Here is a 24,569-nt window from a genome sequence, read left to right as displayed (position 1 = left end):
AAACTAACACCCCCCGCCCCCTAACACAACCCCCCCCCCCCCCCCCCCCCCCCGCGCGCCCCCCCCCCCCCCCCCCCGGGGGGGGGCCCCCCCCCGCCCGGGCCCCCCCCCGGGGCATCCCTACACGCGGAAGCGCGGGAGATCGTGTTCGACTTTCTTGACAAGTACGACGTACTGGGCGCCTTCTGGACGACCGTGCAGCTCACGCTGCTGTCGGCCGTGGGCTCCCTGGTCTGGGGCACTCTGCTGGCCGCCATGCGGGTGGGCCCGGTCCCGCTGATGCGCGGTTTCGGCACCGCCTATGTGAACATCGTGCGCAACATCCCGCTCACGGTGATCATCCTGTTCTCCTCCCTCGGCCTCAACCAGACGCTGGGCATCAGCCTCGGTGCGGACGACTTCAAGACGATCAACTTCCGGCTCGCCGTCCTCGGTCTGATCGTCTACACCTCGGCCTTCGTGTGCGAGGCGATCCGGGCCGGCATCAACACCGTGCCGGTGGGCCAGGCGGAGGCGGCGCGGGCCATCGGCCTGAGCTTCGGCCAGGTGCTGGGGCTGGTCGTGCTGCCGCAGGCCTTCCGCGCGGCCGTCGGCCCGCTGACCAACGTACTGATCGCGCTGACGAAGAACACGACCGTGGCCGCGGCGATCGGTGTGACCGAGGCCGCGCTCCTGATGAAGGACATGATCGAGAACGAGGCGGAGCTGCTGCTGATCTCGGCGGTCATCGCCTTCGGGTTCGTCTGCCTGACCCTGCCGACCGGTCTGATCCTCGGCTGGGTGGGCAAGAAGGTGGCGGTGAAGCGATGAGTTCGGTCCTGTACGACGTCCAGGGGCCGCGTGCCAAGCGGCGCAACCTCCTCTACACGGCGGTCTTCCTGGTCGCCCTCGCCGCTCTCGTGTGGTGGGTGTACACGTCCTTCGACGAGAAGGGCCAGCTGGACTGGAGGCTGTGGAAGCCCTTCTTCACCGACACCGCGGCGTACTCGGCGTACATCTGGCCCGGTCTCCAGAACACCCTGGAGGCGGCGGCGCTGGCGATGGTCGTCGCGCTTCCGCTCGGCGCCGTCCTCGGTATCGCCCGGCTCTCGGACCACCGTTGGGTACGCGTCGTGGCCACCACCGTGGTGGAGTTCTTCCGCGCGATCCCCGTCCTGGTTCTGATGATCTTCGGCCTGGCGCTGTTCGCCCAGTACACCGATGTCAGTTCGGACGACCGTCCGTTCTACGCGGTCGTCACCGGTCTGGTGCTGTACAACGCGTCCGTGCTCGCGGAGATCGTCCGCGCGGGCATCCTCGCCCTGCCGAAGGGCCAGTCCGAGGCGGCCCTCGCGATCGGCCTGCGCAAGGGGCAGATGATGCGGCTCATCCTGCTGCCGCAGTCGGTCAGCGCCATGCTCCCGGCCATCGTCAGCCAACTGGTGGTCATCGTGAAGGACACCGCCCTCGGCGGCGCGGTCCTCACCTTCCCCGAACTGATGTCGTCGGCCAACACGATGGCCGCCTACTACGGCAACATGATCCCCTCGCTGACCGTGGTCGCCGTGATCTTCGTGATCATCAACTTCTCGCTGACCTCCTTCGCGAGCTGGCTGGAGGGCCGGCTGCGGCGGGGCAAGAAGTCGACCGGCGCGATGCTGAAGGTCGAGGACACCGTCGCCATCCCCGGGCACGCGGGAGCGGGAACCTCGGCCTGACACCCGGTCAGTCCCCACAGCGTCACCCGGAGGCAGTGGCATGATCGCCACTGCCTCCGGTCACTTGACGCAAACTCTGCCAATGGGTTGCATACGTTCTGTGATCGTGCACCCCGCTTCACCTTGCTGTTCATCCACATCCGTCAGGGCACCGCTGCGGGCAGGGGGCGCCGCGTCGTGGACCCGGTGATCATCGTCGGAGCGGGGCCCGTCGGGCTCACGCTCGCCCTGGCGCTGGCCCGTCAGGAGGTGCCGTCCGTCGTCCTGGACGAGGGCCCGGGCAAGGACGAACCCCGCGCGGCACGCACCGTCGTACTGCGCGAGGACACCGCCGCCCTGCTGGAGCGGCTGACCGGAACGGCGCTGGGCGAGCAGGGCGTGCGCTGGGCCGGATGGCGGTCCGTGCGGCGCAAGCAGGTGATGAGCGAGATCGACTTCCCCGAGTCCGGTCCGGCCGCCCCGCTGCACATCGCCCAGCACCTCGTCACCGACGCGCTGCGCGCGGCCCTCGCCGAGGAGCCACTGGTGAAGGTGGCCGTGGAGAGCCGTCTGGACACCATCGAGCAGGAGCGTTCCGGCGTCACCGCGCACACCCGCGGCCCCAGGGCGACCTGGTGGCGGGGCAGTTACCTGGTCGGCTGCGACGGCCCCCGCTCCACGGTGCGCAAGCTCCTGGACATCCGCTTCCCGGGCCGTACGGCGGTGGAGCGGCACGCGGTCGCCGCGCTGCGCGCGGAACTTCCGTGGGAGGGCCGGGCGTTGATCCATCGGATGCCGCCGTGGCGGTCGTCCGGGCCCTCGGCCGGGGAGGTGACCGCCCGCCCCCTCCCGGACGGGGTGTGGCGTCTGGACTGGCTGCTGCCGCCGGGCAAGGACCTGGTCACACCCGAGCTGCTGCTGGCCCGGATCGGCGAGACCCTCACCGGCTGGACCGACGACCCGTCACCGGCGTACGACCTGCTCGACACCGGTGTGCACACGGTGCACCACCGGCTCGCCCGGCGCTGGCGCGCGGGCCGGGTCTTCCTCGCCGGGGACGCCGCCCATCTGCTGGGCGCGTTCGGTACCCAGGGCCTGGACGAGGGCCTGCGGGACGCGGACAACCTCGCCTGGAAGCTGGCCCCCGCCTGGCACCACGGCCCGCACGAGGCGCTGCTGGACAGTTACCAGACCGAGCGGCGCGCGGTGGTCGCCGCCCGGCTGCGCGCCGCGGACCAGGTGCTGCCGGTGCTGCGGGGTGGTGGCGGACTGCGGCACATCGTGCCGGGCGCGGGCCGCGGCCATGACGCGCTGCTCACGGACGGCCATCTCGGGCGCGGCCCGCTCGGCGCGCCGGGGACGTACGCCGGCTCTCCGCTCGCACCCCGGCAGCTGGAGGGCGAGATCCCGGTCGACACCCCGCCCGGAGCGCCGGTCACCGACGTCCGGGTGACGGCGGAGGACGGCTCCTTCGTGCGGCTGCGCGACCGGCTGGGCCGCAACGCGCTGCTCGTGGTCCTGATCGCGCCGGGTACGGGTGTGTGGGACCGCAAGCACTGGGTGTCCGCGGGGGTGATGCCCCGGCTCGCGGCCGCGGTGGCCGCACTGCCGTACCCGGCGGAACTGCTGGTCGCCGAGAGCTACCCGGGTGCGCCGGCGCACAGCGTGCTGCTCGTGCGCCCCGACGGCCATCTGGTCACCGCGCTCAGCGGGGTCCGCCCGGCCGACCTGTACGCGGCGGCCGAGGCGGTCGTGGGCGGCGCGGTGAAGGAGGAGGCGGAGGCCGGCTCCGGGGTGCGCTGACCCGCGCTCCGGTCCCGCCATGTCCACGGAGTGAGATGAGTTGACCGGGGTACGGCCGCATGCTGTACTCCGGATCGTGACCGACACCTGTGTGCGCCTGTGGCGGAGGGTCCATATGGACCTCGTCCGCTACGCGGGCTGCGTGTGTCGCCCGTCCTGCTGAATTCGCATCCGTAGTTTCTCCGGGCGCCGTCACGCGCCCGCTTCCGCGAACCTCCTCAGCGCCTCAGGACGGTGCACGTGTCTGTTTCCTTCCTCGCTTCCGTGTCCCCTGCCGCCGGTCCGGCGCCCACGCAGGCGGACCTCCTCGACTTCGTCCGGCGTACGGCCGCCGACGCCGGGCTGATCGCCTCCCTCCCGCTCGACCCGGAGGGCCGTACCTGGGTGCGCCTGGACGGGCCCGGCGGAGTGGAAGCCTGGCTGATCGGCTGGCCGCCCGGCACCGGTACCGGCTGGCACGACCACGCCGACTCGGTCGGTGCCTTCGTCACCGCCTCGGGCGAGCTGACGGAGAAGTCGCTCGCCGCACGGCTGCCCACCGACGGCTGGCAGAGCCTGGAACTCAGCGACGGCGTGGACCGCGAGCGCCGGCTGCCCGCCGGTCAGGGACGCGCCTTCGGCCGGCACCACGTCCATGAGGTGCTCAACGAGTCCCGCGACCGGCACGCGATCTCGGTGCACGCCTACTATCCGCCCCTGCCCCGCATCCGCCGCTACAGCCGCACCGGCCGCGTGCTGCGCCTGGAGCAGGTCGAACGCCCGGAGGACTGGCAGTGAGCGACAGCACCCGGCGGACGCCGGCCGGTATCGACGCGCTGTTGGAGCAGGTCCGGGCCGGGTACCGGCGCATCGAGGCAGTCGAGGCGCACACGGCGGCGCGTGCCGGCGAGGCCCTGCTGGTGGACATCCGCTACGCCGCCCTGCGCGACCGGGACGGGCTGATCCCCGGCGCCCTCGTCATCGAGCGCAACGAACTGGAGTGGCGCCTCGACCCGCAGGGCAGCCACCGGGTTCCGGAGGCCACCGGGCACGACCTGCGGATCGTCGTGATCTGCAACGAGGGTTACGCCTCCAGTCTCGCGGCCGCCTCCCTGCACCAGCTGGGCCTGCACCGGGCGACCGACCTGGTCGGCGGCTTCCAGGCCTGGCGCGCGGCGGGACTGCCGGTGTCGCCACCGCCCGGCTGAGCAACGCCCGGCCCCGGCCGGGTCACTCCTTGGCCGGGCCACCGTCACAGCGAGGGGTGCGGTGCTCCGGAGCGTGCCTCCGCCCTCGGCCTCAGAGGTCGGCGTCTCCCAGGAACTCCGTCTCCTCGCCCTCCTCCTCCAGGGCCTGGCGGACGAGGCGGAGGGCCATGCCCTCGGAGTAGCCCTTGCGGGCGAGCATGCCGGCGAGGCGCCGGATCCGCTTGTCGCGGTCGAGGCCACGGGTGGCGCGCAGCTTGCGGGCGACGAGCTCCCGGGCGGTGGTCTCCTCCTGCTCGGAGTCGAGCCGGCCGACGGCCTCGTCGATCAGGGCAGAGTCGACTCCCTTGGTGCGCAGCTCCTGGGCGAGCGCACGCCGGGCGAGGCCACGGCCGTGGTGCCGGGACTCCACCCAGGCGCCGGCGAACGCGCCGTCGTCGATCAGTCCGACCTCCTCGAACCGCGCCAGCACCTCCTCGGCCACATCCTCGGGGATCTCCCGCTTGCGCAGGGCGTCCGCGAGCTGCTTGCGGGTGCGCGGGGTCCCGGTGAGCAGGCGCAGGCAGATCGCCCGTGCCCGCTCAGCCGGGTCCCCTGAAGACTCCCCCCGCTCGGCCCTCGACGAGGGAGGGTCGCCTTCGTCCTCACCGGGCGTGTCCCCGAAGCCGCGCCGTCTCCGGCCGCGCCCACGCCCGCCCCCTGGCCTTGCGCTGTCCCGGCTGCCGTAGCCGCCGCGCTCGCCCGGCCCGCCGTCCTCGCCCGATGCGCCGTACTCGCCGTACGCGGTGTGGTCGCCGTGCCCTTCCCCCGGGTGCCCGTCGTCACCGCCCGGGGCGGAGTGCGGGCGGTCGCCGGTGCCCCTCCCCCGGGGGGCACCGGGGGTGACGTACTCGTACTCGGCCCAGTCGGTTCGTCGTGTCACGGGTCAGCTCTTGGCTGCGGCGGCCTTGGGCTTGGCGGCCTTGGCGGCAGCGGGGGCGGCGGCTGTCTTGGCGTCGTCGGCGGCCGCGCCGGTCACCGCGGCGTCCGCGCCGGGCTCGGCCGTGGGCTCCTCCGGCCGGACACCGACGCCCAGCTTCTCCTTGATCTTCTTCTCGATCTCGTTGGCCAGGTCGGGGTTGTCCTTCAGGAAGTTGCGCGCGTTCTCCTTGCCCTGGCCGAGCTGGTCGCCCTCGTAGGTGTACCAGGCGCCGGCCTTGCGGACGAAGCCGTGCTCCACACCCATGTCGATCAGGCCGCCCTCGCGGCTGATGCCCTGGCCGTAGAGGATGTCGAACTCGGCCTGCTTGAAGGGCGGGGCGACCTTGTTCTTGACGACCTTGCAGCGGGTGCGGTTGCCGACCGCCTCCGTGCCGTCCTTCAGGGTCTCGATGCGGCGGATGTCGATACGCACGGAGGCGTAGAACTTCAGCGCCCGGCCACCCGTCGTGGTCTCCGGCGAGCCGAACATCACGCCGATCTTCTCGCGCAGCTGGTTGATGAAGATCGCCGTGGTCTTCGACTGGTTGAGCGCGCTGGTGATCTTCCGGAGGGCCTGGCTCATCAGGCGGGCCTGGAGACCCACGTGGCTGTCGCCCATCTCGCCCTCGATCTCCGCGCGCGGCACGAGCGCGGCGACGGAGTCGATGACGATCAGGTCGAGGGCACCGGAGCGGACCAGCATGTCCACGATCTCCAGCGCCTGCTCGCCGTTGTCCGGCTGGGAGAGGATCAGGTTGTCGATGTCGACGCCCAGCTTGCGCGCGTACTCGGGGTCGAGGGCGTGCTCGGCGTCCACGAAGGCGACCTGGCCGCCGGCCTTCTGGGCGTTCGCCACCGCGTGCAGGGTCAGGGTCGTCTTACCGGAGGACTCCGGTCCGTAGATCTCCACGACACGGCCGCGCGGCAGGCCGCCGACGCCGAGGGCGACGTCGAGCGCGGTCGACCCCGTCGGGATGACCTCGATGGGCTCCCTCGACCGCTCGCCCATGCGCATGACCGCGCCCTTGCCGAACTGCCGTTCAATCTGTGCGAGCGCGGCGTCGAGCGCCTTCTCGCGGTCGGTTCCTGCCATGGGTTCCACCCGGTTTGCTTGAGTCGATCGCTTCACGTCAAAGACGCTAACGCCTGCCACTGACAATGCGTCCCGACGCAGGTCCGGCCTGTGGATAACCGGGGCACATACCCCAGTGAATCAGGGCAAAACCCCTCACCCGTCGCCACACCCGAGCCCCCATAAGAATGGATGTTCGATTTTCGTGTCAAGCGCACCACGCGGACACGAAGGGCCGAAGCGCCCTGCCGGAGATTCGCACAGCCGAACGACCTGATCGCCCGATGGTGCGCCGCTGATCCGTCTCCCGCCTCCCCCGCTTCTCCGGACGCGATCATCGACGGGGCGGCGCGTGACCGGCGCTGCCCGGACGCGCCAGTGGGGAGAGGGAATGACACAGGGAGCGGGCCGGCGCCCGGGGCTGGACGAGCAGGCCTTACTGCTGGCCGCGGGGATGGCCGACCTGGCGGTGAGCACACTGGGCTCGGCGCTGACGACGGTACGGGGACTGCTGCGCCGCTCGGACGCCTCGGAGCTGGCGGCGCAGGCGGAGCAGGATCTGGTGGCACGCGGCCGGCTGGTCCTGGACCGGTACGCGTCCGTGCCGCCGGCCCACCTGGAGATCCTCGCCCGGCACGCGCTGGCCCGGCGGGGCGCCGATGGCGACTGAGCGGTGGCACGCGGCCGCGTTCAAGGACCGCGTCGACCAGGTGCTGCACCGCTTCGTCGCCCGGGAGGCCGATCTGCTGGCCGCCGTCGACCCGGGCCTCGCCCCGGTGGCCGAACAGCTGGAGGCGGCGGTCACGGACGGCAAGCGGCTGCGGGCGGCCTTCTGCTACTGGGGCTGGCGTGCGGCCGGCCAGCCGGACAGCGAGGCGCTGCTGCGGGCCGCGGCCTCCATGGAACTGGTGCATGCCGCAGCCGTCGTACACGACGACCTGATCGACGACAGTCCGCTGCGCCACGGCCGGCCCACGGCCCATGTGGCCCTGCGCGGTGCCGCTGCCGCGCATCCGCGGCCGGACGCCGCCGCGCGCTCGCTGGCGATGCTGGTCGGCGATCTGCTGATGGCGCTGGCCGGGCAGCTCTTCGCCACCAGCGGGCTGCCCGCCGCGTTCCTCGCGCGGGCCCGTCCGCTGTGGTCGCTGCTGGCCCGGGAACTGATCGCGGGCGAGTGCCTGGAGATCCTGCACACCGGCACCGTCCCGGACACCACGGCGTCACTCAAGGTGATCCGCTACAAGACCGCCAAGTACACGGTCGAGCAGCCCCTGCTGATCGGCGGCACGCTGGCCGGGGCCGGGGAGCCGCTCCGCGCGGGCTACTCCGCCTACGGCCTGCCGCTCGGCGAGGCGTTCCAGCTGCGGGACGACCTGCTCGGCCTGTTCGGGGACCCGGAACTCACCGGCAAGGCCGACACCGACGACGTCTGCGGGCGCCGTCCCACCGCGCTGCTCGCGGAGACCTGGCGCATCGCCGGACCCGACGAACGGCGCCGGCTGCGGGAGCTGCTGGACGACGACGGAGCGGACCCGGCCGGCGTCGATGCCGTCCGCGAGGTCATGCGCCGGCTGGGAGCGCCCGACCGGGTCGAGAAGATGATCGCCGCACGCGTCGAACAGGCGCTCGACGCCCTCCAGGAGCTGACCGTGCCCGCGCCCGCCGCCGACGCCCTGGCGGCGCTGGCGCGTGCGGCGACGGTGCGCCCCTTCTGACCCGCGCGACGGCCTCGCCGCCGGCGCGGCCCCGGGACCGGCACCGCGCGGCCGGCAGCGCCCGGGCCTCGAAGCCACCAGAAAAGGAGCCCCTGTCATGACCGTCACCGAGGCGTCGCTGGACGCCCTCCAGGAGGCCGGCGACGAACTCGCCGACGCCACCGTGGCCACGCTGTTCGAGCGCGGGGAGGTCGGCACGTTCAACACGCTGATGCGCTACGTCTCCACCGCCGGCGCTCCGCTGCCCGACGGGCTGCCGGACGTCGCCCGCGAGTACCTCCAGGTGACCGGCGCCCCGCCCGCGTGGGTGGACTGGGCGGAGATGGAGAAGGCGCGGCTGTTCTTCATCGACAACAACGTGCACATCTCCACGGCGCTGTCCTTCGCCTCCATGCCGGCCTGCTACGTCGTCCCGCGCGTGGCGAAGCTGCTGTCGGCCACGCATTCCCTGGCGTACCCCTCCAAGCGCATGGCGGAGACGGGACAGTTCACCGTCTACCTGATGCAGCCCGACGCCTTCGAGGCCGGCAGCCGGTTCATCCCGGCGGCCCAGAAGGTACGGCTGCTGCACGCGTCCATCCGCTATCACCTCACGCGCGAGAACCGCTGGGACACCGGGACGCTCGGGACGCCGATCTGCCAGGAGGACATGATCGGCGGGCAGATGTTCTTCTCCATGCTGGTCCTCGACAGCCTGCACCGGCTGGGCATCCACATGACCACGGAGGGCGCGGAGGCGTACTACTACGCGTGGCGGGTGGTCGGTGCCATGCTCGGCGTCGACCAGGAGGCCGTACCGAAGACGCTCGACGAGGCACGCGCCTTCCTCGATCTGTACATGCTCCGGCACATGGGCCCTTCCACGGAGGGCGCGCATCTGACCCGGCAGCTCATCGACCTCTACGAGGAGGTCGTGCCCGGCACCTTCTTCGACCCGATCGTCTCCGCCCTGATCCGCTATCTCGTCGGCGACACCTGCGCCGACTGGCTCCAGGTGCCCCGCACCCGCTGGGACACCCTGGTCAAGGCCGTCCCGCACCTCCTGGGAGTGCTGGAGACCATCGAGGACCGCTCCCCGCTCGGCGCCTGGGCGCTGGACCGGCTGGGCCATCTCACGACCGTCTTCGAGCTGTCCTCCCTCACCCGGGGGCGCGTGATGCACTACGCCGTGCCGGAGCAGCTCAAGAAGGACTACGGCGTCGACGGCACGGTGCCTCGCACCAGGCGCTGGACGCCGCCCGCGGCCACGGTCTCCGCGTGACCTGACCGCGCGGTACGGCGCCGGGTGGCACCGCTCCCGTGCGCCCGGCGCCCCTGGGGCCGCGCTGCCGTCCCGCTCAGCCCGAGGCCTCCGCAGGCTCCTGCGAGGGCTCCTGCGCACCGGCCCGCTCACTCCGCAGCCCTCGTATCCGCGTGAGCAGCCCGGGACCGCCCGGCCCTCTGCCGCGGTGCCCGTGCACACGGGGGTCGTCCGTCACGGCGTACCGCTTCACATACGCGCCGAGGAACGCCTGGAGCGTGGCCACCGCGGGAATGGCGATCAACGCGCCCACGGCGCCCAGCAGCGCGGTGCCGGCGATGACCGAGCCGAACGCGACGGCCGGATGGATGTCGACCGTCCTGGCGGTCAGCTTGGGTTGCAGCATGTAGTTCTCGAACTGCTGGTAGACCACGACGAAGACCAGCACCCAGACCGCGTACCAGGGGGCGACGGTGAACGCGATCAGCATCGGCAGCGCGCCCGCGAGGTACGTCCCGATGGTGGGGATGAACTGCGAGACCAGTCCCACCCAGACGCCGAGCACCGGTGCGTACGGCACGCCCAGGGCCTGGAGCAGGATGTAGTGCGCGATGCCGGAGACGAGCGCCATCAGGCCGCGCGAGTAGAGGTAGCCGCCGGTCTTGTCGACGGCGATCTCCCAGGCGCGCAGCACCTCGGCCTGGCGGGCGGGCGGCAGCACGGAGCAGATCGCGCGGCGCAGCCGTGGGCCGTCGGCGGCGAAGTAGAACGAGAACAGCCCGACCGTCAGCAGCTGGAAGAGCCCGCCGAGCACCTGCGCGGACACGTCGAGGACGCCGGCCGCGCTGCTCTGCGCGTACCTGCGCAGCCAGTCGGAATGGAGCAGACCCTCCTGGACGTCCACCCGCCTGAGCTTCGTGTGGAAACTGTGGTTGATCCAGTTGATGAGCGAGTCAAGATAGGCGGGGAACCCCTCGATCATCTTGATGATCTGGCCGGCCAGCATGGAGCCGAGCAGGGTGACGAAACCGGCGACGACGATCGTGAGCCCGAGGAAGACCAGGAAGGTGGCGACTCCCCGGCGCATGCCCCGGGCAGCCATCCGGCTCACCGCGGGCTCGATCGCGAGGGCCAGGAAGAACGCGATCAAGATATTGATCAACAGTCCGGTCAGCTGGTGGAAGGCCCAGCTGCCCAGCTGGAACACGGCGATCAGCGCGAGCGCGAGCACCATGGCGCGCGGCAGCCAGCGGGGCATGCGGGCGGGCGGTGCGACGGCGCCGGGGGTCGGCGGTCGGTCGGACGCCGTCGTGCCGGTCGGTGCCGCCTGCCGGGTCAGCGGCTCGTTGTCCTCGTCAGTCGATGCCACCCGCCAAGTCTCGCCCATGCCACTGACAACCTGCGCCCTGCGGCGATCTTCGTGACCGGTCAGTGCCTTTCCCGTGGCACGTTCATCACCGTGCAGACCACGCGCCACACGTCCTTGGCCGCCCAGCCGGCGTCCAGTGCCTGGTTCACCGTGCGTCCGCCCAGCTCCGACATGACGTGATCGCGCGCGAAGGTGTCGGCGTACCCCGGACCGAAGTGTTCCGCCATCCGCTGCCAGAAGACCGTCAACCGCATGACTCCAGTATCCCGCCCCTGAGGGTGGGCCCCGGCCGGGACCGCTCGCCGAGACCGCTTTCCGTCCTACGGTCTGACGCATGGCCGAATCAGGAGCTTCCCCCCTGCCTTCCACGCCCTCGGCGCGCTCCCCGCTGTTTCGCGCGGAACAGTTCGTGTGGCTCACCGCGCGCGTGCTGGAGCAGCGTCTCTTCGCCCACCACTTCCTGCACGGCGGCCCGGACGCGGTGGAGGCGGCGCTGGACGCCTACCGCAACGAGGACGGCGGGTACGGCCACGCGCTGGAGCCCGATCTGCGCGGCCCGGTGAGCCAGCCCCTGCACACCGCGCACGCGCTCCGGGTCCTGGACGCCGTCGGGCGCTGCGGCGGGCAGCGGGTGGAGCGGGTGTGCCGGTATCTGACCTCGGTCTCCACCGCGGACGGCGCGATGCCGGCGATCCATCCGAGCCAGCGTGGCTATCCGGCGGCGCCGTTCGTGCCCATCGTGGACGACCCGCCCAGCGACCTTCTGGCCACCGGTCCCGTGGTCGGACTGCTGCACCGCAACGAGGTGTGGCACGCGTGGCTGTTCCGGGCGACCGACTTCTGCTGGCGGGCCGTGGAGTCCCTGTGCACGTCACACCCCTACGAGGTGGAGGCCGCCGTGGCCTTCCTGGACTCCGCTCCCGACCGTCCGCGCGCCGAGGCCGCCGCCGACCGGCTGGGCCGCCTGGTACGCGAGCAGCGGCTCGCGGCGCTGGAACCGGACCGGCTCGACGCCTGGCCGGTCTCACCCGGGTACGCCCCGGGCGAGCACCATTTCCCGCACGACTTCGCCCGCACCCCGGACTCGCTGGCGCGCGCGTGGTTCACGGACGAGGAGATGGCGCGTTCCCTGGATCACCTGGCCGCCGAGCAGCAGGAGGACGGCGGCTGGCCGATCCGGTGGCGGCAGTGGGCCCCGGCGCCGGCGCTGGAGGCCCGCCCGATGGTGACGATCCAGGCACTGCTCACCCTGCGCGCCCACGGCCGCTTCGTGGGCTGAGCCTCCTCGGCACGCCCGCCACCTCCTCGGCACCCCCGCCGCCTCGGCACGCCCGCCACCTCCCCGGCACCCCGCCCCCTTCTTGGCACCCGCGCCGCTTCCCCCGCCGCCGGTGCCAAGCCGCCCGCGGCGCACGGCGTTTTCCCAGGTCAGCGTGATTGTCAGTGGCCGGGTGCAGGATGGACGCATGGTCAGCTCCGCACACCGGGCCCTCGACGGCTTCTCCCCCGCGACCCGCGGCTGGTTCACGGGGGCGTTCTCCGCGCCCACCGCGGCCCAGTCGGGCGCGTGGCAGGCCATCCAGGCGGGCTCGGACGTGCTGGTGGTCGCCCCGACCGGCTCCGGCAAGACGCTCGCCGCGTTTCTCGCCGCCCTGGACCAGCTGGCCTCGGCCCCTCCCCCGGCCGACCCGAAGAAGCGGTGCCGGGTGCTGTATGTCTCGCCGCTGAAGGCCCTCGCGGTGGACGTCGAGCGGAACCTGCGCAGTCCGCTGACCGGCATCCGCCAGGAGTCCGTCCGCCTCGGCCTGCCCGAGCCCGAGGTCAAGGTCGGCATCCGCTCCGGCGACACCCCGGCCGCCGAGCGCCGCGCACTGTCCACGCGCCCGCCGGACATCCTGATCACCACCCCCGAGTCGCTGTTCCTGATGCTCACCTCGGCCACACGCGACGCGCTGACGGGCGTGGAGACGGTGATCCTGGACGAGGTGCACGCGGTCGCGGGCACCAAGCGGGGCGCGCATCTCGCGCTCTCCCTCGAGCGGCTGGACGAGCTGCTGCCGCGGCCCGCCCGCCGCATCGGCCTGTCGGCGACCGTCCGCCCGGTGGACGAGGTCGCCCGGTATCTCTCCCCGCGCCGCAGGGTGGAGATCGTCCAGCCCGAGTCGGGCAAGGAGTTCGACCTGTCCGTGGTCGTCCCGGTCGAGGACATGGGCGAGCTGGGCGGCGCCCCCGCCTCCGACGCCGGTGAGGGCGGTGAGCGCCCGTCGATCTGGCCGCATGTGGAGGAGCGGATCGCCGACCTGGTCCAGGCCCACCGCTCCACGATCGTCTTCGCGAACTCCCGGCGCCTCGCGGAGCGGCTGTGCAACCGGCTCAACGAGATCGCGTACGAGCGCGCGACCGGCGAGCCCCTCGGCGAACACCACGCGCCCGCCCAGCTGATGGGCGGCTCGGGCGCCGCCCAGGGCGCGCCCCCGGTGATCGCCCGCGCGCACCACGGCTCGGTCTCCAAGGAGCAGCGCGCCCTGGTGGAGGAGGACCTCAAGGCCGGCCGGCTGCCCGCCGTGGTCGCCACCTCCAGCCTGGAGCTGGGCATCGACATGGGCGCCGTGGACCTCGTCGTCCAGGTCGAGTCCCCGCCGTCGGTCGCCTCCGGCCTTCAGCGCGTCGGCCGCGCGGGCCACCAGGTGGGCGCCGTCTCCACGGGTGTCGTCTTCCCCAAGTACCGGGGCGACCTCGTGCAGGCGGCAGTGGTCACCGAGCGGATGCGCACGGGCTCGATCGAGTCCCTGCGGGTCCCCGCGAACCCGCTGGACGTCCTCGCCCAGCAGCTCGTGGCCATCACGGCGCTGGACACCTGGCAGTTCGACGACCTGCTCGCCCTGGTCCGGCGCGCGGCGCCGTTCGCCGCGCTGCCCGAGTCGGCGTTCACGGCGGTCCTCGACATGCTCGCGGGCCGCTACCCGTCCGACGCGTTCGCGGAGCTGCGCCCGCGCGTGGTGTGGGACCGCGTGGCAAGCACGATCACCGGCCGGCCGGGGGCCCAGCGCCTCGCCGTCACCTCCGGCGGCACCATCCCCGACCGCGGCCTGTTCGGGGTCTTCCTCGCCGGTTCCGACCCCAAGAAGGGCGGCGGCCGGGTCGGCGAGCTGGACGAGGAGATGGTGTACGAGTCCCGGGTGGGGGACGTCTTCACGCTGGGCACCAGTTCCTGGCGCATCGAGGACATCACCCGCGACCGGGTCCTGGTCTCCCCCGCACCGGGTGTGCCGGGCCGGCTGCCGTTCTGGAAGGGCGACCAGCTGGGCCGCCCGCTGGAACTGGGCCGCGCGGTCGGCGCGTTCCTGCGCGAGGTCGGCTCGCTGCCCAAGGACGACGCCCGGCTGCGCCTGCTGGCGGCGGGCCTGGACGCGTGGGCGGCGGACAACGTGCTGTCGTACCTGGACGAACAGCGCGAGGCCTGCGGCCATGTCCCGGACGACCGCACGATCGTGGTGGAGCGGTTCCGCGACGAGCTGGGCGACTGGCGGGTCGTCGTCCACTCCCCGTTCGGCGCCCAGGTCCACGCCCCCTGGGCGCTCGCCCTCGGCGCCCGCCTGTCCGAGCGGTACGGCATGGACGCGCAGGTCATGCACGCCGACGACGGCATCGTGCTGCGGCTGCCCGACGCCGACCTGATGGGCCTGGACCTGCTCGATGGGCCGCCGGCGAAGGCCGGCACGGAGTACGACAGCGAGCAGGCGCCCGTGGGCGCGGCGGACGTCGCATTCGACAAGGGCGAGGTCGATCAGGTCGTCACCGACCAGGTCGGCGGATCGGCCCTGTTCGCCTCCCGGTTCCGCGAGTGCGCCGCCCGCGCGCTGCTGCTGCCGCGCCGCAACCCGGGCAAGCGCACCCCGCTGTGGCAGCAGCGCCAGCGGGCGGCCCAGCTGCTGGAGGTGGCCAGCGAGTACGGCTCGTTCCCGATCGTCCTGGAAGCGGTCCGCGAATGCCTTCAGGACGTCTTCGACGTGCCAGGGCTGGTGGAGCTGATGGGCGACATCGAGTCCCGCAAGGTCCGCCTGGTCGAGGTCACCACCCCGGAGCCCTCCCCCTTCGCCCGCTCGCTGCTGTTCGGCTATGTCGCCCAGTTCCTGTACGAGGGCGACTCCCCGCTCGCCGAGCGCCGCGCCGCCGCGCTCTCCCTGGACTCCCGGCTGCTGGCCGAGCTGCTCGGCCAGGCGGAGCTGCGCGAGCTGCTCGACGCCGAGGTGCTGACCGAGCTGGAGCGCGAGCTGCAATGGCTCACCGAGGACCGCCGGATCAAGGACGTGGAGGGCACGGCCGACGCCCTCCGGGTGCTCGGCCCGCTCACCGACGCGGAGCTGGCCGAGCGGGGCGCGGACCCGCACTGGGCGCGGGAGCTGGCCGCTGCCCGCCGGGCCATCAAGGTGCGCATCGCCGGCGCCGACCACTGGGCGGCGGTGGAGGACGCGGGCCGGCTGCGCGACGCGCTCGGCACCGCGCTCCCCGTCGGCGTCCCCGAGGCGTTCACGGAGCCGGTCAAGGACCCGCTCGGCGACCTCCTCGCGCGCCATGCCCGTACCCACGGGCCGTTCACGTCGGCCACGGCGGCGGCCCGCTTCGGCCTGGGCGTGGCGGTCACCGAGGGCGCACTGCACCGGCTGGCCGCGAGCGGCCGCGTCGTCCAGGGCGAGTTCCACCCGGCGGGCATCGGCCAGGAGTGGTGCGACGCGGCCGTACTGCGCCGGCTGCGCCGCCGCTCCCTGGCGGCGCTGCGGCACGAGCTGGAGCCGGTTCCGCCGGCCGCGCTCGCCCAGTTCCTGCCGCAGTGGCAGCACATCGGCAAGGGCCACGCAGTGCGCGGCATCGACGGACTGGTGCGGGCCGTGGAGCAGCTCCAGGGCGCCTCGGTGCCGGCCTCGGCGCTGGAGAAACTGGTCCTGCCGTCCCGGGTGGCGAACTACACCCCGTCGATGCTCGACGAGCTGACCGCGGCCGGCGAAGTCGTGTGGGCCGGCGCGGGCGCCCTGCCCGGCAAGGACGGCTGGGTCTCGCTCTACCTGGCGGACGCTGCCCCGCTGCTCCTCCCACCACCGCACCCGCTGGAGCTGACAGCACTGCACCAGTCCGTGCTGGACGCCCTCTCCGGCGGCTACGGCCTGTTCTTCCGCCAGATCGCCGACCAGGTGCGCGCCACCACCCACCCCGAGGCCACCGACCCCCAGCTGGCCGACGCGCTCTGGGACCTGGCCTGGTCGGGCCGGCTCACCAACGACACCCTCGCGCCGATGCGCTCCCTGCTGGGCTCGGGCCGTACCGCGGGTTCGACGGCCCACCGCGCCAAGCGCGCCGTCCCGCGCGGCCGCTACGGCTCCCTGACGGCCGCCGCCCGCACCGCGTCCCGTACCGGCCCGCCGACCGTCGCCGGCCGCTGGTCCCTGCTGCCCGCCGCCGAACCGGACGCCACGGTGCGCGCGCACGCACGGGCCCGCACCCTGCTGGACCGGCACGGCGTGGTCACCCGTGGCGCGGTCGCCGCGGAGGGCGTCGAGGGCGGCTTCTCCGCGGTGTACCGGGTGCTGTCCGTCTTCGAGGAGAGCGGCCAGGCACGGCGTGGCTATGTGGTCGAGGGCCTCGGCGCCGCCCAGTTCGCCATGGACGGTGCGGTGGACCGCCTGCGCGCGGTGTCCAACGCCCGTGACCGCGGCGAGCGGCTCGCACCCGCCGCGGACTTCGGCGACCCCTTCGACTCCGCCGACGGCCTCCCGCACGGCCACACCTCGCCCGGCGCCTTCGAGGGGCCCGGCGGCGGTTTCGCCCACCCCGGCCTCGACGGCGACTTCACCTGGCCCCCCTCGGACCACCCGCCCGCTCCCGGTGAGCACGTCTCGCCCCGCGATCTCGCCGACCCCTTCGCGACTCCCGGCTACGGCGGTCCCCGAGGCGGTGGAAGCCCCGGTTACGGCGGTCCCCGGGGCGGCGCGGCCCCCGCCTACGGCCCGGGCTCGCACCGGGGCTACGGGAGCGGCCGTACGAGCACGCCTGCGCCCGACCCCCGGGCCGTGGTCCTCGCCGCGGCCGACCCGGCCAACGCCTATGGCGCGGCCCTGCCCTGGCCGGAGCCCCCGGCCGGCGCCGGGCACAAGCCGGGCCGCAAGGCGGGGTCCCTGGTCGTGCTGGTGGAGGGCGAGCTGACCCTGTACATGGAGCGCGGCGGCAAGACACTGCTGGCCTGGCCCACGGCCCCGGACCTCGGCGCCGCGGACGACCCGCGCCTGCGTACGGCCGCCGATGCCCTGGCAGCGGCGGCCCGGGCGGGCTCCCTCGGCACGGTCACGGTCGAGCGGATCAACGGCGCCCAGGCCCTCACCTCCCCCACCGGCACCCTCCTGGAAGCGGCGGGCTTCGTGGCCACCCCGCGCGGCCTGCGGCTGAGACCCTGACCGGCGCCGCACCCGCCGTGGCACCCTTGACGCATGCCCGAAGGTGACACGGTCTGGCAGGCCGCGCGGCGGCTGCACGAGGCGCTCGCGGGCAAGGCGCTCACCCGCAGCGACTTCCGGGTGCCGAAGTACGCGACGGTCGACCTCGCCGGCCGGAGCGTGCTGAGCACCGTGCCGCGCGGCAAACATCTGCTGACCCGCTTCGAGGGCGGCCTGACCCTGCACACCCATCTGCGCATGGAAGGCTCGTGGAAGGTCTACGGCCCGGACGAGCGCTGGCGGGGCGGCCCCGCGCACCAGATCCGGGCGGTCCTCGGCACCGCCGACCGGACGGCCGTGGGCTACCGCCTCCAGGTCATGGAGCTGCTGCGCACGAGCGAGGAGGAGCGGGTCGTCGGCCATCTCGGTCCCGATCTGCTCGGCCCGGACTGGGACCCGGAGCGCGCGCGGGCCAACCTCCTGGCCGACCCCGCCCGCCCGCTCGGCGAGGCCCTGCTCGACCAGCGCAATCTGGCGGGCATCGGCAACATCTACAAGAGCGAGCTGTGCTTCCTGCTCGGCGTGACCCCCTGGCTGCCCGTCGGGGCGCTCCCCGCGGACCGCGCCGAGCAGCTGCCCGCGCTGGCCAAGCGGCTGCTGGAGGTGAACCGCGACCGCCCGGTCCGCCAGACCACGGGCCTGCACCGGCACGACCTGTTCGTCTACGGCCGTGCCCCGCGCCCCTGCCTGCGCTGCCACACCCCGGTGCGGGTGGCCGACCAGGGCGACGGCTCCCAGGACCGGCCCACCTACTGGTGTCCCACCTGCCAGCGGGGCCCCGCGCCGGCGCCCGGAGCCCCGCAGAGATGGCGCGAGCGGTATCCCCGCCGCGCCGGCTGACGCCGCCCCCGGCCGTGAACCCGTCACCGCCCAGTAATTGACGGCCCGTCAGAAACGCTCGTACGGTCACGGTATGCCCCTCACGGCGTACGACCTCACCGGACGCACCGCGTTCGTCACCGGAGCCGCCGGCGGCATCGGCCGGGCCACCGCGGTCCTGCTCGCCGAGGCGGGCGCGGCGGTGCACTGCGCCGACCGGGACGCGGACGGGCTGCACGGCACGGCCAAACTGATCGAGGACCGCGGCGGAACCGCCCGTATACACGTCCTCGACGTCACCGACCGGGCCCGGCTGGCGGTGGCCGTCCGGTCCTGCGAGCGGCTGGACGTCATGGCGGCGATCGCCGGGATCATGCACAGCAGCCCGGTCCTGGAGACCCGCGACGAGGACCTCGACCGGGTGCTGAACGTCAACTTCAAGGGCGTGCTGTACGCCTGCCAGGAGGCGGCGCGGCTGATGCTGGCCCGGCGGCGGCGGGGCAGCATCGTCACCATGGCCTCCGGCGCGGTGGACACCGGCGGCCCGGGGCTGCTCTGCTACGGCGCGGCCAAGGCGGCCGTGGTCCAGCTGACCAGGACGCTGGCCACCGAGGTCGGCCCGCACGGAATCCGGGTCAACGCGGTCGCCCCGGGCTGGATCCGCACCCCCATGACGGACCGTCACGACGAGGCGGCGCAGGCGCACACCGAGACGCTGATGGCCCGTAGGGCACCGCTCGGCCGGGTCGGAGAACCGGACGACGTGGCGCACGCGGTGCTCTATCTGGCCTCGGACGCCTCCGCGTTCACCACGGGTCAGATACTTCGCCCGAACGGGGGTGTGGCGATGCCCTGGTAGCGTCGTCCACCCGCCAGGCGGCCGCCCACCGCCCGGCCGACAGGGCCCCGACGGCCCGCCCCTTGGGCACACAGTGCACGGGCAGCAGGCTCACCCCCCACCCACCGGTCACCACGGCGCCCTCCAGCACTCCGGCACCCTCCCCCCGGGCGATCCGCAGCACGGCCCACCACCACAGCACACCGAACCCCAGCGCTACTCCGCACCGCACGATCCGCCCCACCATGGCCACCCCCTCCCGCGGGACGCTAGGGCCGCTCTTTCGGATCTTGCCGGCGTCGCCGGCCGAAGCCGACCTGATCCGAAAGAAAGACCCTAGACCGCCGGCGCCCCCACCCACCAGGCGCACCCGTGGGCTCACGGGTGCATCAGCGGACGGCAGGCGCGGCACAGGGCACCGGAACAGCACCGGCAACCGGCTACGCGTTCTCCGCCTGGAACATCCAGTGATGTTTCTCCAGGTCCGCGGTGATGCCGATGAAGATGTCCTGGGTCACCGGATCCGGTTCCCCGGTGGACTCCACCCGCGCCCGCATCCGGGTGATCACCGCGCCGAGCGCGTCCACCATCGCGCCGACCGCGTCCCCGTCCTTGATCCAGCCGGCCGGAGTGGTGCCGATGCCGCTGCCCGAGGCCACCGTGGCGGCGCGCCCGTCGGGCGGGACACCGAGCGCCGAGGCCCGTTCGGCCACCGTGTCGGAGTGGGTGCGGGCGGAGGCGACGACCTCGTCCAGCTGGAGGTGGATGGACCGGAAGCGGGGCCCGACGACATTCCAGTGGATCTGCTTCGCGACCAGCGAGAGGTCCACCAGGTCGACCAGGGCGCCCTGCAACGCCTCCGACACGGTCTTCAGATCCGCGTCGGCCAACGGGCTCTTCACGACGTACATCCGCTTCCTCCGGTGCGTTCGGCGCCGTCACGTCCCTCCACCATGACCGCACCGCACAACCGCGGCAAACCGGCGCATACCGGCGCGGCTGTGGCTCGGATACGGCGAAGGCCCCGGTCGGCTCCCCCAGGTCTCCCTGAAGCAGCCGGCCGGGGCCTTCACCCGATCGGTCGTCGTATCGGCGGTGACGGACCGCCGCGCCGTGGACGGTCGCGTCAGGCGGCGACGACGTCCACCGCCTCCGCGGGCGCCTTGATGGTCACCCGTTCCGGCGGCACGCCGGTCACCGACACGGAACCCAGCATCGGACGGACCGGCGCGGGTACGGTCTCGGTGGCCGCGGCGGACTGGGCCAGTTCGGCGAGCGCCAGTTCGTCGCTCACCTCTCGCATCAGTTCCGACATCCGTACGTCCAGCGCGTCGCAGATGGCGGCGAGCAGCTCGGAGGAAGCCTCCTTCTGCCCCCGCTCCACCTCGGAGAGATAGCCGAGTGAGACTCGGGCGGACGAGGAGACTTCGCGCAGAGTACGGCCCTGGCGTTGGCGCTGCCGACGCAGCACGTCACCCAGCAGGCGACGGAGCAGAATCATCGGTGGCTCCCTCCTCGGACCGCGTAGCCGCATCCTTCACGCCCCACCGTACCGCCTTGCGCCGCGGCCGTGCGGGGAGCGATGTCGTGTTCACTCAGGGCTGCAAACATCAAAACCCCCCGTTCCGTTCCGTATCCTGTGCCCGCTCATTCCCAGTGTGTTCGCCCGCAAGCTGCTCCAGAAGCACTGCGAGTACGCTCCGTACACTCTCCATACGAATTTCCGCACGGCTGCCGTTCAACCGCAGGGCCTCGACTTTTCCGCCACCGGCAGAACCGGAACGGGCGGCGAGCGGCCCGTCGACGGCCACGAAGACCGTCCCGACGGGCTGGCCGTCCTGCGGATCGGGGCCGGCGACTCCGGTCGTCGCGATGCCCCAGTCGGCACCCAGCGCCTTCCGCACTCCGGCCGCCATCTGGGCCGCGACCTGCGGGTCCACCGCTCCTCGCTGGGCCAGCAGCGTCGCGTCGACACCCAGCAGCTCGTGCTTCAGCTCGGTGGCGTAGGCGGTGACCGATCCCCGGAACACCCTGGAGGCCCCGGGTACCCCGGTGATCTCCGCCGCCACCAGGCCACCCGTGAGCGACTCCGCGACGGCGAGGGTCTCGCCTCTCACGGTCAGTAGTCGCACCAGCTCGGTGGCCTGAGCAATCACGTTTCCGTCTCCTCCAACACCGCGGCCCGCTCGGCGATTCCCCGGCGGCGCAGCACAATGGCTTGTCTTACGTAGTCCAGGCCTGTGACGACGGTGAGGACGACGGCCACGGCCATCACCCAGAACCTCAGCGTGGCCAGCCACCCCGTCAGTGCCAGGACGTACATCCCGACGGCGACGCCCTGGGTGAGCGTCTTCAGCTTGCCGCCGCGGCTGGCGGGGATCACGCCGTAGCGAATGACCAGAAAACGCAGCAGCGTGATGCCGAGTTCCCGGCCGAGGATCACGATCGTCACCCACCAGGGCAGATCGCCCAGGGCGGACAGGCAGATGAGCGCCGCCCCCATGATCGCTTTGTCGGCGATGGGATCGGCGATCTTACCGAAATCGGTGACCAGGTTGTAGGTGCGGGCCAGATGCCCGTCGAACAGGTCGGTGATCATGGCGATGGCGAAGGCCGCCCAGGCGAACGAGCGCCAGGCCGGGTCGTAACCGCCGTTGGCCAGCATCAGCGCCACGAAGCCGGGCACCAGGACCAGCCGCAGCATCGTCAGCAGATTGGCGACGTTCCAGACGCTGGCCTGGTTGACGGCCGCGGCCGCGATCTTCCCACCGCGCGCGGGCCTCGGGTCGGCCGCCCCGTCGGCGCCGGGAGCGGATGCGGAAGCGGAGACCCCGGAGCGGGCGCCGTCGGCAGCGGCGGCGGAACCCCGGGCGCCGTGCGCACCGGAGGAGCCGCCCGCGGCGGATGCCGGGACTCCGGTCATCTGCCCGCCTCCTCACTGCGTGCGGGCGAGCCGGCCAGCGGCTCGGCCACCAGGTCGACACCTTCCGTACCGACCACCTTCGCCTCGACCATACGTCCGACGCTCAGCCCCTCGCCGCTCGTGAGCAGCACCTGGCCGTCCGTCTCGGGCGCCTGGTGCGCGGCCCGGCCGTACACGCCCTCCTCGTCGTCCACCGACTCCACCAGGACCCGCACGGTCTCCCCGACGCGCTCCTCCGCACGCTGCGAGACCAGCTCCTCGGCCAGCCGGGAGATACGGGCCAGACGCTCGGCGACGACCTCCTCGTCCAGCTTGTTGTCGTACGTCGCCGCCTCCGTGCCCTCCTCGTCGGAGTAGCCGAAGACGCCGATGGCATCCAGCCGGGCGCCGTTCAGGAACCGCTCCAGCTCGGCCAGGTCGGAGTCGCTCTCGCCGGGGAAGCCGACGATGAAGTTGGAGCGCACACCGGCCTCGGGGGCCTTGGAGCGGATGGTGTCGAGCAGCTCCAGGAAGCGGTCGGTGTCGCCGAAGCGGCGCATGGAGCGCAGCACGTCCGGAGCGGAGTGCTGGAAGGACAGGTCGAAGTACGGCGCGACCTTCGGGGTCGAGGTGAGGACGTCGATCAGCCCGGGGCGCATCTCGGCCGGCTGGAGGTAGCTGACCCGCACCCGCTCGATGCCGTCGACCTCGGCCAGCTCGGGCAGCAGGGACTCCAGCAGGCGGATGTCGCCCAGGTCCTTGCCGTAGGAGGTGTTGTTCTCGGAGACCAGCATGATCTCCTTCACGCCCTGCTCGGCCAGCCAGCGGGTCTCGTTGAGGACGTCGCTGGGGCGGCGGGAGATGAAGGAGCCGCGGAAGGACGGGATGGCGCAGAAGGTGCAGCGCCGGTCGCAGCCGGAGGCCAGCTTGACCGAGGCCACCGGGGCGCCGTCCAGCCGACGGCGCAGGGGCGCGCGGGGGCCGGAGGCGGGCGCGACACCCTCCGGGAGGTCGGTGGGGCCGTGCCCGGGCAGGGCCACGGCCGCGGCCGACTCCTGGCGCTCGGCCGGGCTGATCGGCAGCAGCTTGCGGCGGTCGCGCGGGGTGTGCGCGGCGTGAATACCGCCGGACAGGATGGTCTGCAAGCGGTCGGAGATGTTCGTGTAGTCGTCGAAGCCGAGCACGCCGTCGGCCTCGGGCAGCGCCTCGGCCAGCTCCTTGCCGTACCGCTCGGCCATGCAGCCCACCGCCACGACGGCCTGGGTTCTGCCATGCGCCTTGAGGTCGTTGGCCTCCAGCAGGGCGTCGACGGAGTCCTTCTTGGCGGCGTCCACAAAGCCGCAGGTGTTGACCACGGCGACATCGGCGTCTGCGGCGTCCTCGACGAGCTGCCAGCCGTCCGCCTCCAAACGGCCTGCGAGCTCCTCGGAGTCCACCTCGTTACGGGCGCAGCCAAGAGTGACGAGTGCGACGGTACGGCGTTCAGGCATGGGCTCAAGACTACTTTGTCTCGCTGACAGCCCACGTCGACGGGGTTGGCCGATCTTGACCGACCCCGTCACATCCGCTCCCCCACGGTCTAACCGACCTCGGGATCGCCCTTCGTGTAGGTCAGACGCTCCACCGCGCCGGGCTGGAAGTCGTCCTCGATCTTCTTGCCGTTGACGTAGAGCTGGATGGCACCGGCGTCGCCCAGGATCAGGTTGATCTTGGAGCTGTCCTGGAAGGTCTTGGACTCGCCCTGCTTGAGCAGCCCGTCGAAGAGCATCCGGCCGTTGTGGTCCTTGGCCGAGATCCAGCTGCGCCCGTTCGGCGCACTGACCTGGACGGTGACCTTGTCCTGGGGCGCGGCGGCGATCGCGCTGTCGGAGGGCTCCGTGGTCGGCGCCGCGGGCTTGTCCTTCTTCGGCGTGGGCGCGGCGGTCTTGCCGACGCTGGGCGTGGCGCCCTCGGCGACCTGCGTCTTCGCGTCGTTGCCGGAGCCACCGCCCTTGACCGCGGTGAACCCGACGAAACCGATCACGACGACGATCGCGGCGACCATGGCCGCGGTCCAGTTCGGCCCCCGCCGCTCCGGACGGATCCGCTCCGCCTCGAACAGCGGTGCGGCCGGGGTGGGCGCGGGACGGCCGCCGTGCTCGGCGTCGTACTGGGTGATCAGCGGCTCGGGATCGAGGTGGACGGCCCTCGCCAGCGTGCGGATGTGCCCGCGCGCGTACACGTCACCGCCGCAGGGCGCGAAATCGTCCGCCTCGATGGCGTGCACGATGGCGATACGGACACGAGTGGCGCTGCTGACATCGTCCACGGTGAGCCCCGCCGCGATCCGCGCCTGCCGCAGCGCGCGGCCGACGGAGGCACGGGGTTCCTGGGACTCGTCGGGGAACGGACGCTCGTCTTCGGGGGAGTTGCCGATGGACACGGGGGCGCCTTTCGAGCGTGTAGCCACCTGTGCTGGAAGCTCAGTCTAGGGGGGGTACGAAAGGGTGGGGCAACCGGGCGGTCG

23 protein-coding genes are annotated in these 24,569 nt (G+C 72.7%); 13 read left to right on the top strand and 10 right to left on the bottom strand.

Annotation, left to right across the window (positions count from 1 at the left end; all coding sequences use genetic code 11):
• Positions 1-144 precede the first annotated feature (144 nt).
• The 6 genes from ACFVIU_RS03550 to ACFVIU_RS03525 all read left to right on the top strand — a co-directional run bounded on the left by ACFVIU_RS03550 (position 145) and on the right by ACFVIU_RS03525 (position 4,666).
• A complete protein-coding gene (locus tag ACFVIU_RS03550; RefSeq protein WP_385840366.1) occupies positions 145-810 on the top strand; it encodes an amino acid ABC transporter permease in 666 nt (221 codons plus the stop codon).
• Entirely contained in the window at positions 807-1,697 is an 891-nt protein-coding gene (locus ACFVIU_RS03545; RefSeq protein WP_385840365.1) for an amino acid ABC transporter permease, read from the top strand. Before ACFVIU_RS03550 ends, ACFVIU_RS03545 begins: the two co-directional genes overlap by 4 nt.
• Positions 1,698-1,874: 177 nt before the next feature.
• On the top strand, positions 1,875-3,479 hold the full coding sequence (locus ACFVIU_RS03540) for an FAD-dependent monooxygenase (RefSeq protein WP_385840363.1): 1,605 nt from the start codon (positions 1,875-1,877) through the stop codon (positions 3,477-3,479).
• A gap of 115 nt (positions 3,480-3,594) precedes the next feature.
• Positions 3,595-3,642, top strand: a complete 48-nt coding sequence (locus ACFVIU_RS03535) for a hypothetical protein (RefSeq protein WP_309506048.1) — start codon at positions 3,595-3,597, stop codon at positions 3,640-3,642.
• Between the two features lie 71 nt (positions 3,643-3,713).
• Positions 3,714-4,256 (top strand): cysteine dioxygenase, encoded by a 543-nt coding sequence (locus ACFVIU_RS03530; RefSeq protein ID WP_385840362.1) that lies wholly within the window; start codon positions 3,714-3,716, stop codon positions 4,254-4,256.
• Positions 4,247-4,666, top strand: a complete 420-nt coding sequence (locus tag ACFVIU_RS03525; RefSeq protein WP_385840827.1) for a rhodanese-like domain-containing protein — start codon at positions 4,247-4,249, stop codon at positions 4,664-4,666. Before ACFVIU_RS03530 ends, ACFVIU_RS03525 begins: the two co-directional genes overlap by 10 nt.
• Positions 4,667-4,757: 91 nt before the next feature.
• Here the strand turns inward: ACFVIU_RS03525 and recX are convergent, their stop codons facing one another.
• Both recX and recA read right to left on the bottom strand, forming a co-directional pair.
• Positions 4,758-5,585, bottom strand: a complete 828-nt coding sequence (recX, locus tag ACFVIU_RS03520) for a recombination regulator RecX (RefSeq protein ID WP_385840360.1) — start codon at positions 5,583-5,585, stop codon at positions 4,758-4,760.
• A gap of 3 nt (positions 5,586-5,588) precedes the next feature.
• Positions 5,589-6,716, bottom strand: a complete 1,128-nt coding sequence (recA, locus tag ACFVIU_RS03515; protein WP_385840359.1) for a recombinase RecA — start codon at positions 6,714-6,716, stop codon at positions 5,589-5,591.
• Positions 6,717-7,086: 370 nt separating this feature from the next.
• Between recA and ACFVIU_RS03510 the strand changes: the two genes are divergently transcribed.
• From ACFVIU_RS03510 to ACFVIU_RS03500, 3 genes are all read left to right on the top strand, one after another.
• Positions 7,087-7,365 (top strand): polyprenyl synthetase, encoded by a 279-nt coding sequence (locus ACFVIU_RS03510; protein WP_385840358.1) that lies wholly within the window; start codon positions 7,087-7,089, stop codon positions 7,363-7,365.
• A complete protein-coding gene (locus ACFVIU_RS03505; protein ID WP_385840356.1) occupies positions 7,355-8,410 on the top strand; it encodes a polyprenyl synthetase family protein in 1,056 nt (351 codons plus the stop codon). Before ACFVIU_RS03510 ends, ACFVIU_RS03505 begins: the two co-directional genes overlap by 11 nt.
• Positions 8,411-8,507: 97 nt before the next feature.
• Positions 8,508-9,671, top strand: coding sequence for an oxygenase MpaB family protein (locus ACFVIU_RS03500; RefSeq protein WP_385840355.1), 1,164 nt, complete (start codon positions 8,508-8,510; stop codon positions 9,669-9,671).
• A 76-nt stretch (positions 9,672-9,747) separates the two neighbouring features.
• Here ACFVIU_RS03500 and ACFVIU_RS03495 read toward each other — a convergent pair whose 3' ends face one another.
• Both ACFVIU_RS03495 and ACFVIU_RS03490 read right to left on the bottom strand, forming a co-directional pair.
• Positions 9,748-11,019, bottom strand: a complete 1,272-nt coding sequence (locus tag ACFVIU_RS03495) for an AI-2E family transporter (protein WP_385840354.1) — start codon at positions 11,017-11,019, stop codon at positions 9,748-9,750.
• Positions 11,020-11,078: 59 nt separating this feature from the next.
• Entirely contained in the window at positions 11,079-11,273 is a 195-nt protein-coding gene (locus tag ACFVIU_RS03490; RefSeq protein WP_385840353.1) for a DUF3046 domain-containing protein, read from the bottom strand.
• A gap of 80 nt (positions 11,274-11,353) precedes the next feature.
• Here ACFVIU_RS03490 and ACFVIU_RS03485 point away from each other — a divergent pair, with 80 nt between their 5' ends.
• The 4 genes from ACFVIU_RS03485 (at position 11,354) to ACFVIU_RS03470 (ending at position 19,182) form a co-directional block, all read left to right on the top strand.
• A complete protein-coding gene (locus tag ACFVIU_RS03485) occupies positions 11,354-12,298 on the top strand; it encodes a hypothetical protein (protein ID WP_385840352.1) in 945 nt (314 codons plus the stop codon).
• A gap of 187 nt (positions 12,299-12,485) precedes the next feature.
• Complete coding sequence (locus ACFVIU_RS03480) at positions 12,486-17,465, top strand: ATP-dependent helicase (RefSeq protein WP_385840351.1); 4,980 nt, start codon at positions 12,486-12,488, stop codon at positions 17,463-17,465.
• A gap of 33 nt (positions 17,466-17,498) precedes the next feature.
• Complete coding sequence (locus ACFVIU_RS03475) at positions 17,499-18,344, top strand: DNA-formamidopyrimidine glycosylase family protein (RefSeq protein ID WP_385840349.1); 846 nt, start codon at positions 17,499-17,501, stop codon at positions 18,342-18,344.
• A 73-nt stretch (positions 18,345-18,417) separates the two neighbouring features.
• The gene (locus ACFVIU_RS03470; protein WP_385840348.1) at positions 18,418-19,182 is read left to right on the top strand and encodes an SDR family NAD(P)-dependent oxidoreductase; all 765 of its coding nucleotides are present in this window, start codon (positions 18,418-18,420) and stop codon (positions 19,180-19,182) included.
• A 419-nt stretch (positions 19,183-19,601) separates the two neighbouring features.
• Here the strand turns inward: ACFVIU_RS03470 and ACFVIU_RS03465 are convergent, their stop codons facing one another.
• From ACFVIU_RS03465 to ACFVIU_RS03440, 6 genes are all read right to left on the bottom strand, one after another.
• Positions 19,602-20,072, bottom strand: a complete 471-nt coding sequence (locus ACFVIU_RS03465; RefSeq protein ID WP_385840346.1) for a Dps family protein — start codon at positions 20,070-20,072, stop codon at positions 19,602-19,604.
• A 215-nt stretch (positions 20,073-20,287) separates the two neighbouring features.
• Positions 20,288-20,662: a helix-turn-helix domain-containing protein gene (locus ACFVIU_RS03460; protein WP_385840345.1), complete on the bottom strand. Its 375-nt coding sequence runs from the start codon at positions 20,660-20,662 to the stop codon at positions 20,288-20,290.
• Between the two features lie 109 nt (positions 20,663-20,771).
• Positions 20,772-21,317: a CinA family protein gene (locus ACFVIU_RS03455; protein ID WP_385840344.1), complete on the bottom strand. Its 546-nt coding sequence runs from the start codon at positions 21,315-21,317 to the stop codon at positions 20,772-20,774.
• Complete coding sequence (gene pgsA / locus ACFVIU_RS03450) at positions 21,314-22,084, bottom strand: CDP-diacylglycerol--glycerol-3-phosphate 3-phosphatidyltransferase (protein WP_385840343.1); 771 nt, start codon at positions 22,082-22,084, stop codon at positions 21,314-21,316. The genes ACFVIU_RS03455 and pgsA overlap by 4 nt, the downstream gene beginning before the upstream one ends.
• On the bottom strand, positions 22,081-23,553 hold the full coding sequence (rimO, locus tag ACFVIU_RS03445) for a 30S ribosomal protein S12 methylthiotransferase RimO (RefSeq protein ID WP_385840341.1): 1,473 nt from the start codon (positions 23,551-23,553) through the stop codon (positions 22,081-22,083). The genes pgsA and rimO overlap by 4 nt, the downstream gene beginning before the upstream one ends.
• 89 nt (positions 23,554-23,642) lie before the next feature.
• The gene (locus ACFVIU_RS03440) at positions 23,643-24,485 is read right to left on the bottom strand and encodes a helix-turn-helix domain-containing protein (RefSeq protein WP_385840340.1); all 843 of its coding nucleotides are present in this window, start codon (positions 24,483-24,485) and stop codon (positions 23,643-23,645) included.
• Positions 24,486-24,569: the final 84 nt, after the last annotated feature.

Origin of the sequence: Streptomyces sp. NPDC127190, from assembly GCF_042672505.1 — a bacterium.
Taxonomy (GTDB): domain Bacteria; phylum Actinomycetota; class Actinomycetes; order Streptomycetales; family Streptomycetaceae; genus Streptomyces.
This window is presented reverse-complemented; position numbering and strand designations above follow the sequence as displayed.

Bases quoted from the DNA above. Each gene is read 5' to 3' on its own strand.
- ACFVIU_RS03545 (WP_385840365.1), top strand. From the start codon at position 807: ATGAGTTCGGTCCTGTACGACGTCCAGGGGCCGCGTGCCAAGCGGCGC.
- recA (WP_385840359.1), bottom strand. From the start codon at position 6,716: ATGGCAGGAACCGACCGCGAGAAGGCGCTCGACGCCGCGCTCGCACAG.
- ACFVIU_RS03510 (WP_385840358.1), top strand. From the start codon at position 7,087: ATGACACAGGGAGCGGGCCGGCGCCCGGGGCTGGACGAGCAGGCCTTA.
- ACFVIU_RS03505 (WP_385840356.1), top strand. From the start codon at position 7,355: ATGGCGACTGAGCGGTGGCACGCGGCCGCGTTCAAGGACCGCGTCGAC.
- ACFVIU_RS03500 (WP_385840355.1), top strand. From the start codon at position 8,508: ATGACCGTCACCGAGGCGTCGCTGGACGCCCTCCAGGAGGCCGGCGAC.
- ACFVIU_RS03490 (WP_385840353.1), bottom strand. From the start codon at position 11,273: ATGCGGTTGACGGTCTTCTGGCAGCGGATGGCGGAACACTTCGGTCCG.
- ACFVIU_RS03485 (WP_385840352.1), top strand. From the start codon at position 11,354: ATGGCCGAATCAGGAGCTTCCCCCCTGCCTTCCACGCCCTCGGCGCGC.
- ACFVIU_RS03480 (WP_385840351.1), top strand. From the start codon at position 12,486: ATGGTCAGCTCCGCACACCGGGCCCTCGACGGCTTCTCCCCCGCGACC.
- ACFVIU_RS03475 (WP_385840349.1), top strand. From the start codon at position 17,499: ATGCCCGAAGGTGACACGGTCTGGCAGGCCGCGCGGCGGCTGCACGAG.
- ACFVIU_RS03470 (WP_385840348.1), top strand. From the start codon at position 18,418: ATGCCCCTCACGGCGTACGACCTCACCGGACGCACCGCGTTCGTCACC.
- ACFVIU_RS03465 (WP_385840346.1), bottom strand. From the start codon at position 20,072: ATGTACGTCGTGAAGAGCCCGTTGGCCGACGCGGATCTGAAGACCGTG.
- ACFVIU_RS03460 (WP_385840345.1), bottom strand. From the start codon at position 20,662: ATGATTCTGCTCCGTCGCCTGCTGGGTGACGTGCTGCGTCGGCAGCGC.
- pgsA (WP_385840343.1), bottom strand. From the start codon at position 22,084: ATGACCGGAGTCCCGGCATCCGCCGCGGGCGGCTCCTCCGGTGCGCAC.
- rimO (WP_385840341.1), bottom strand. From the start codon at position 23,553: ATGCCTGAACGCCGTACCGTCGCACTCGTCACTCTTGGCTGCGCCCGT.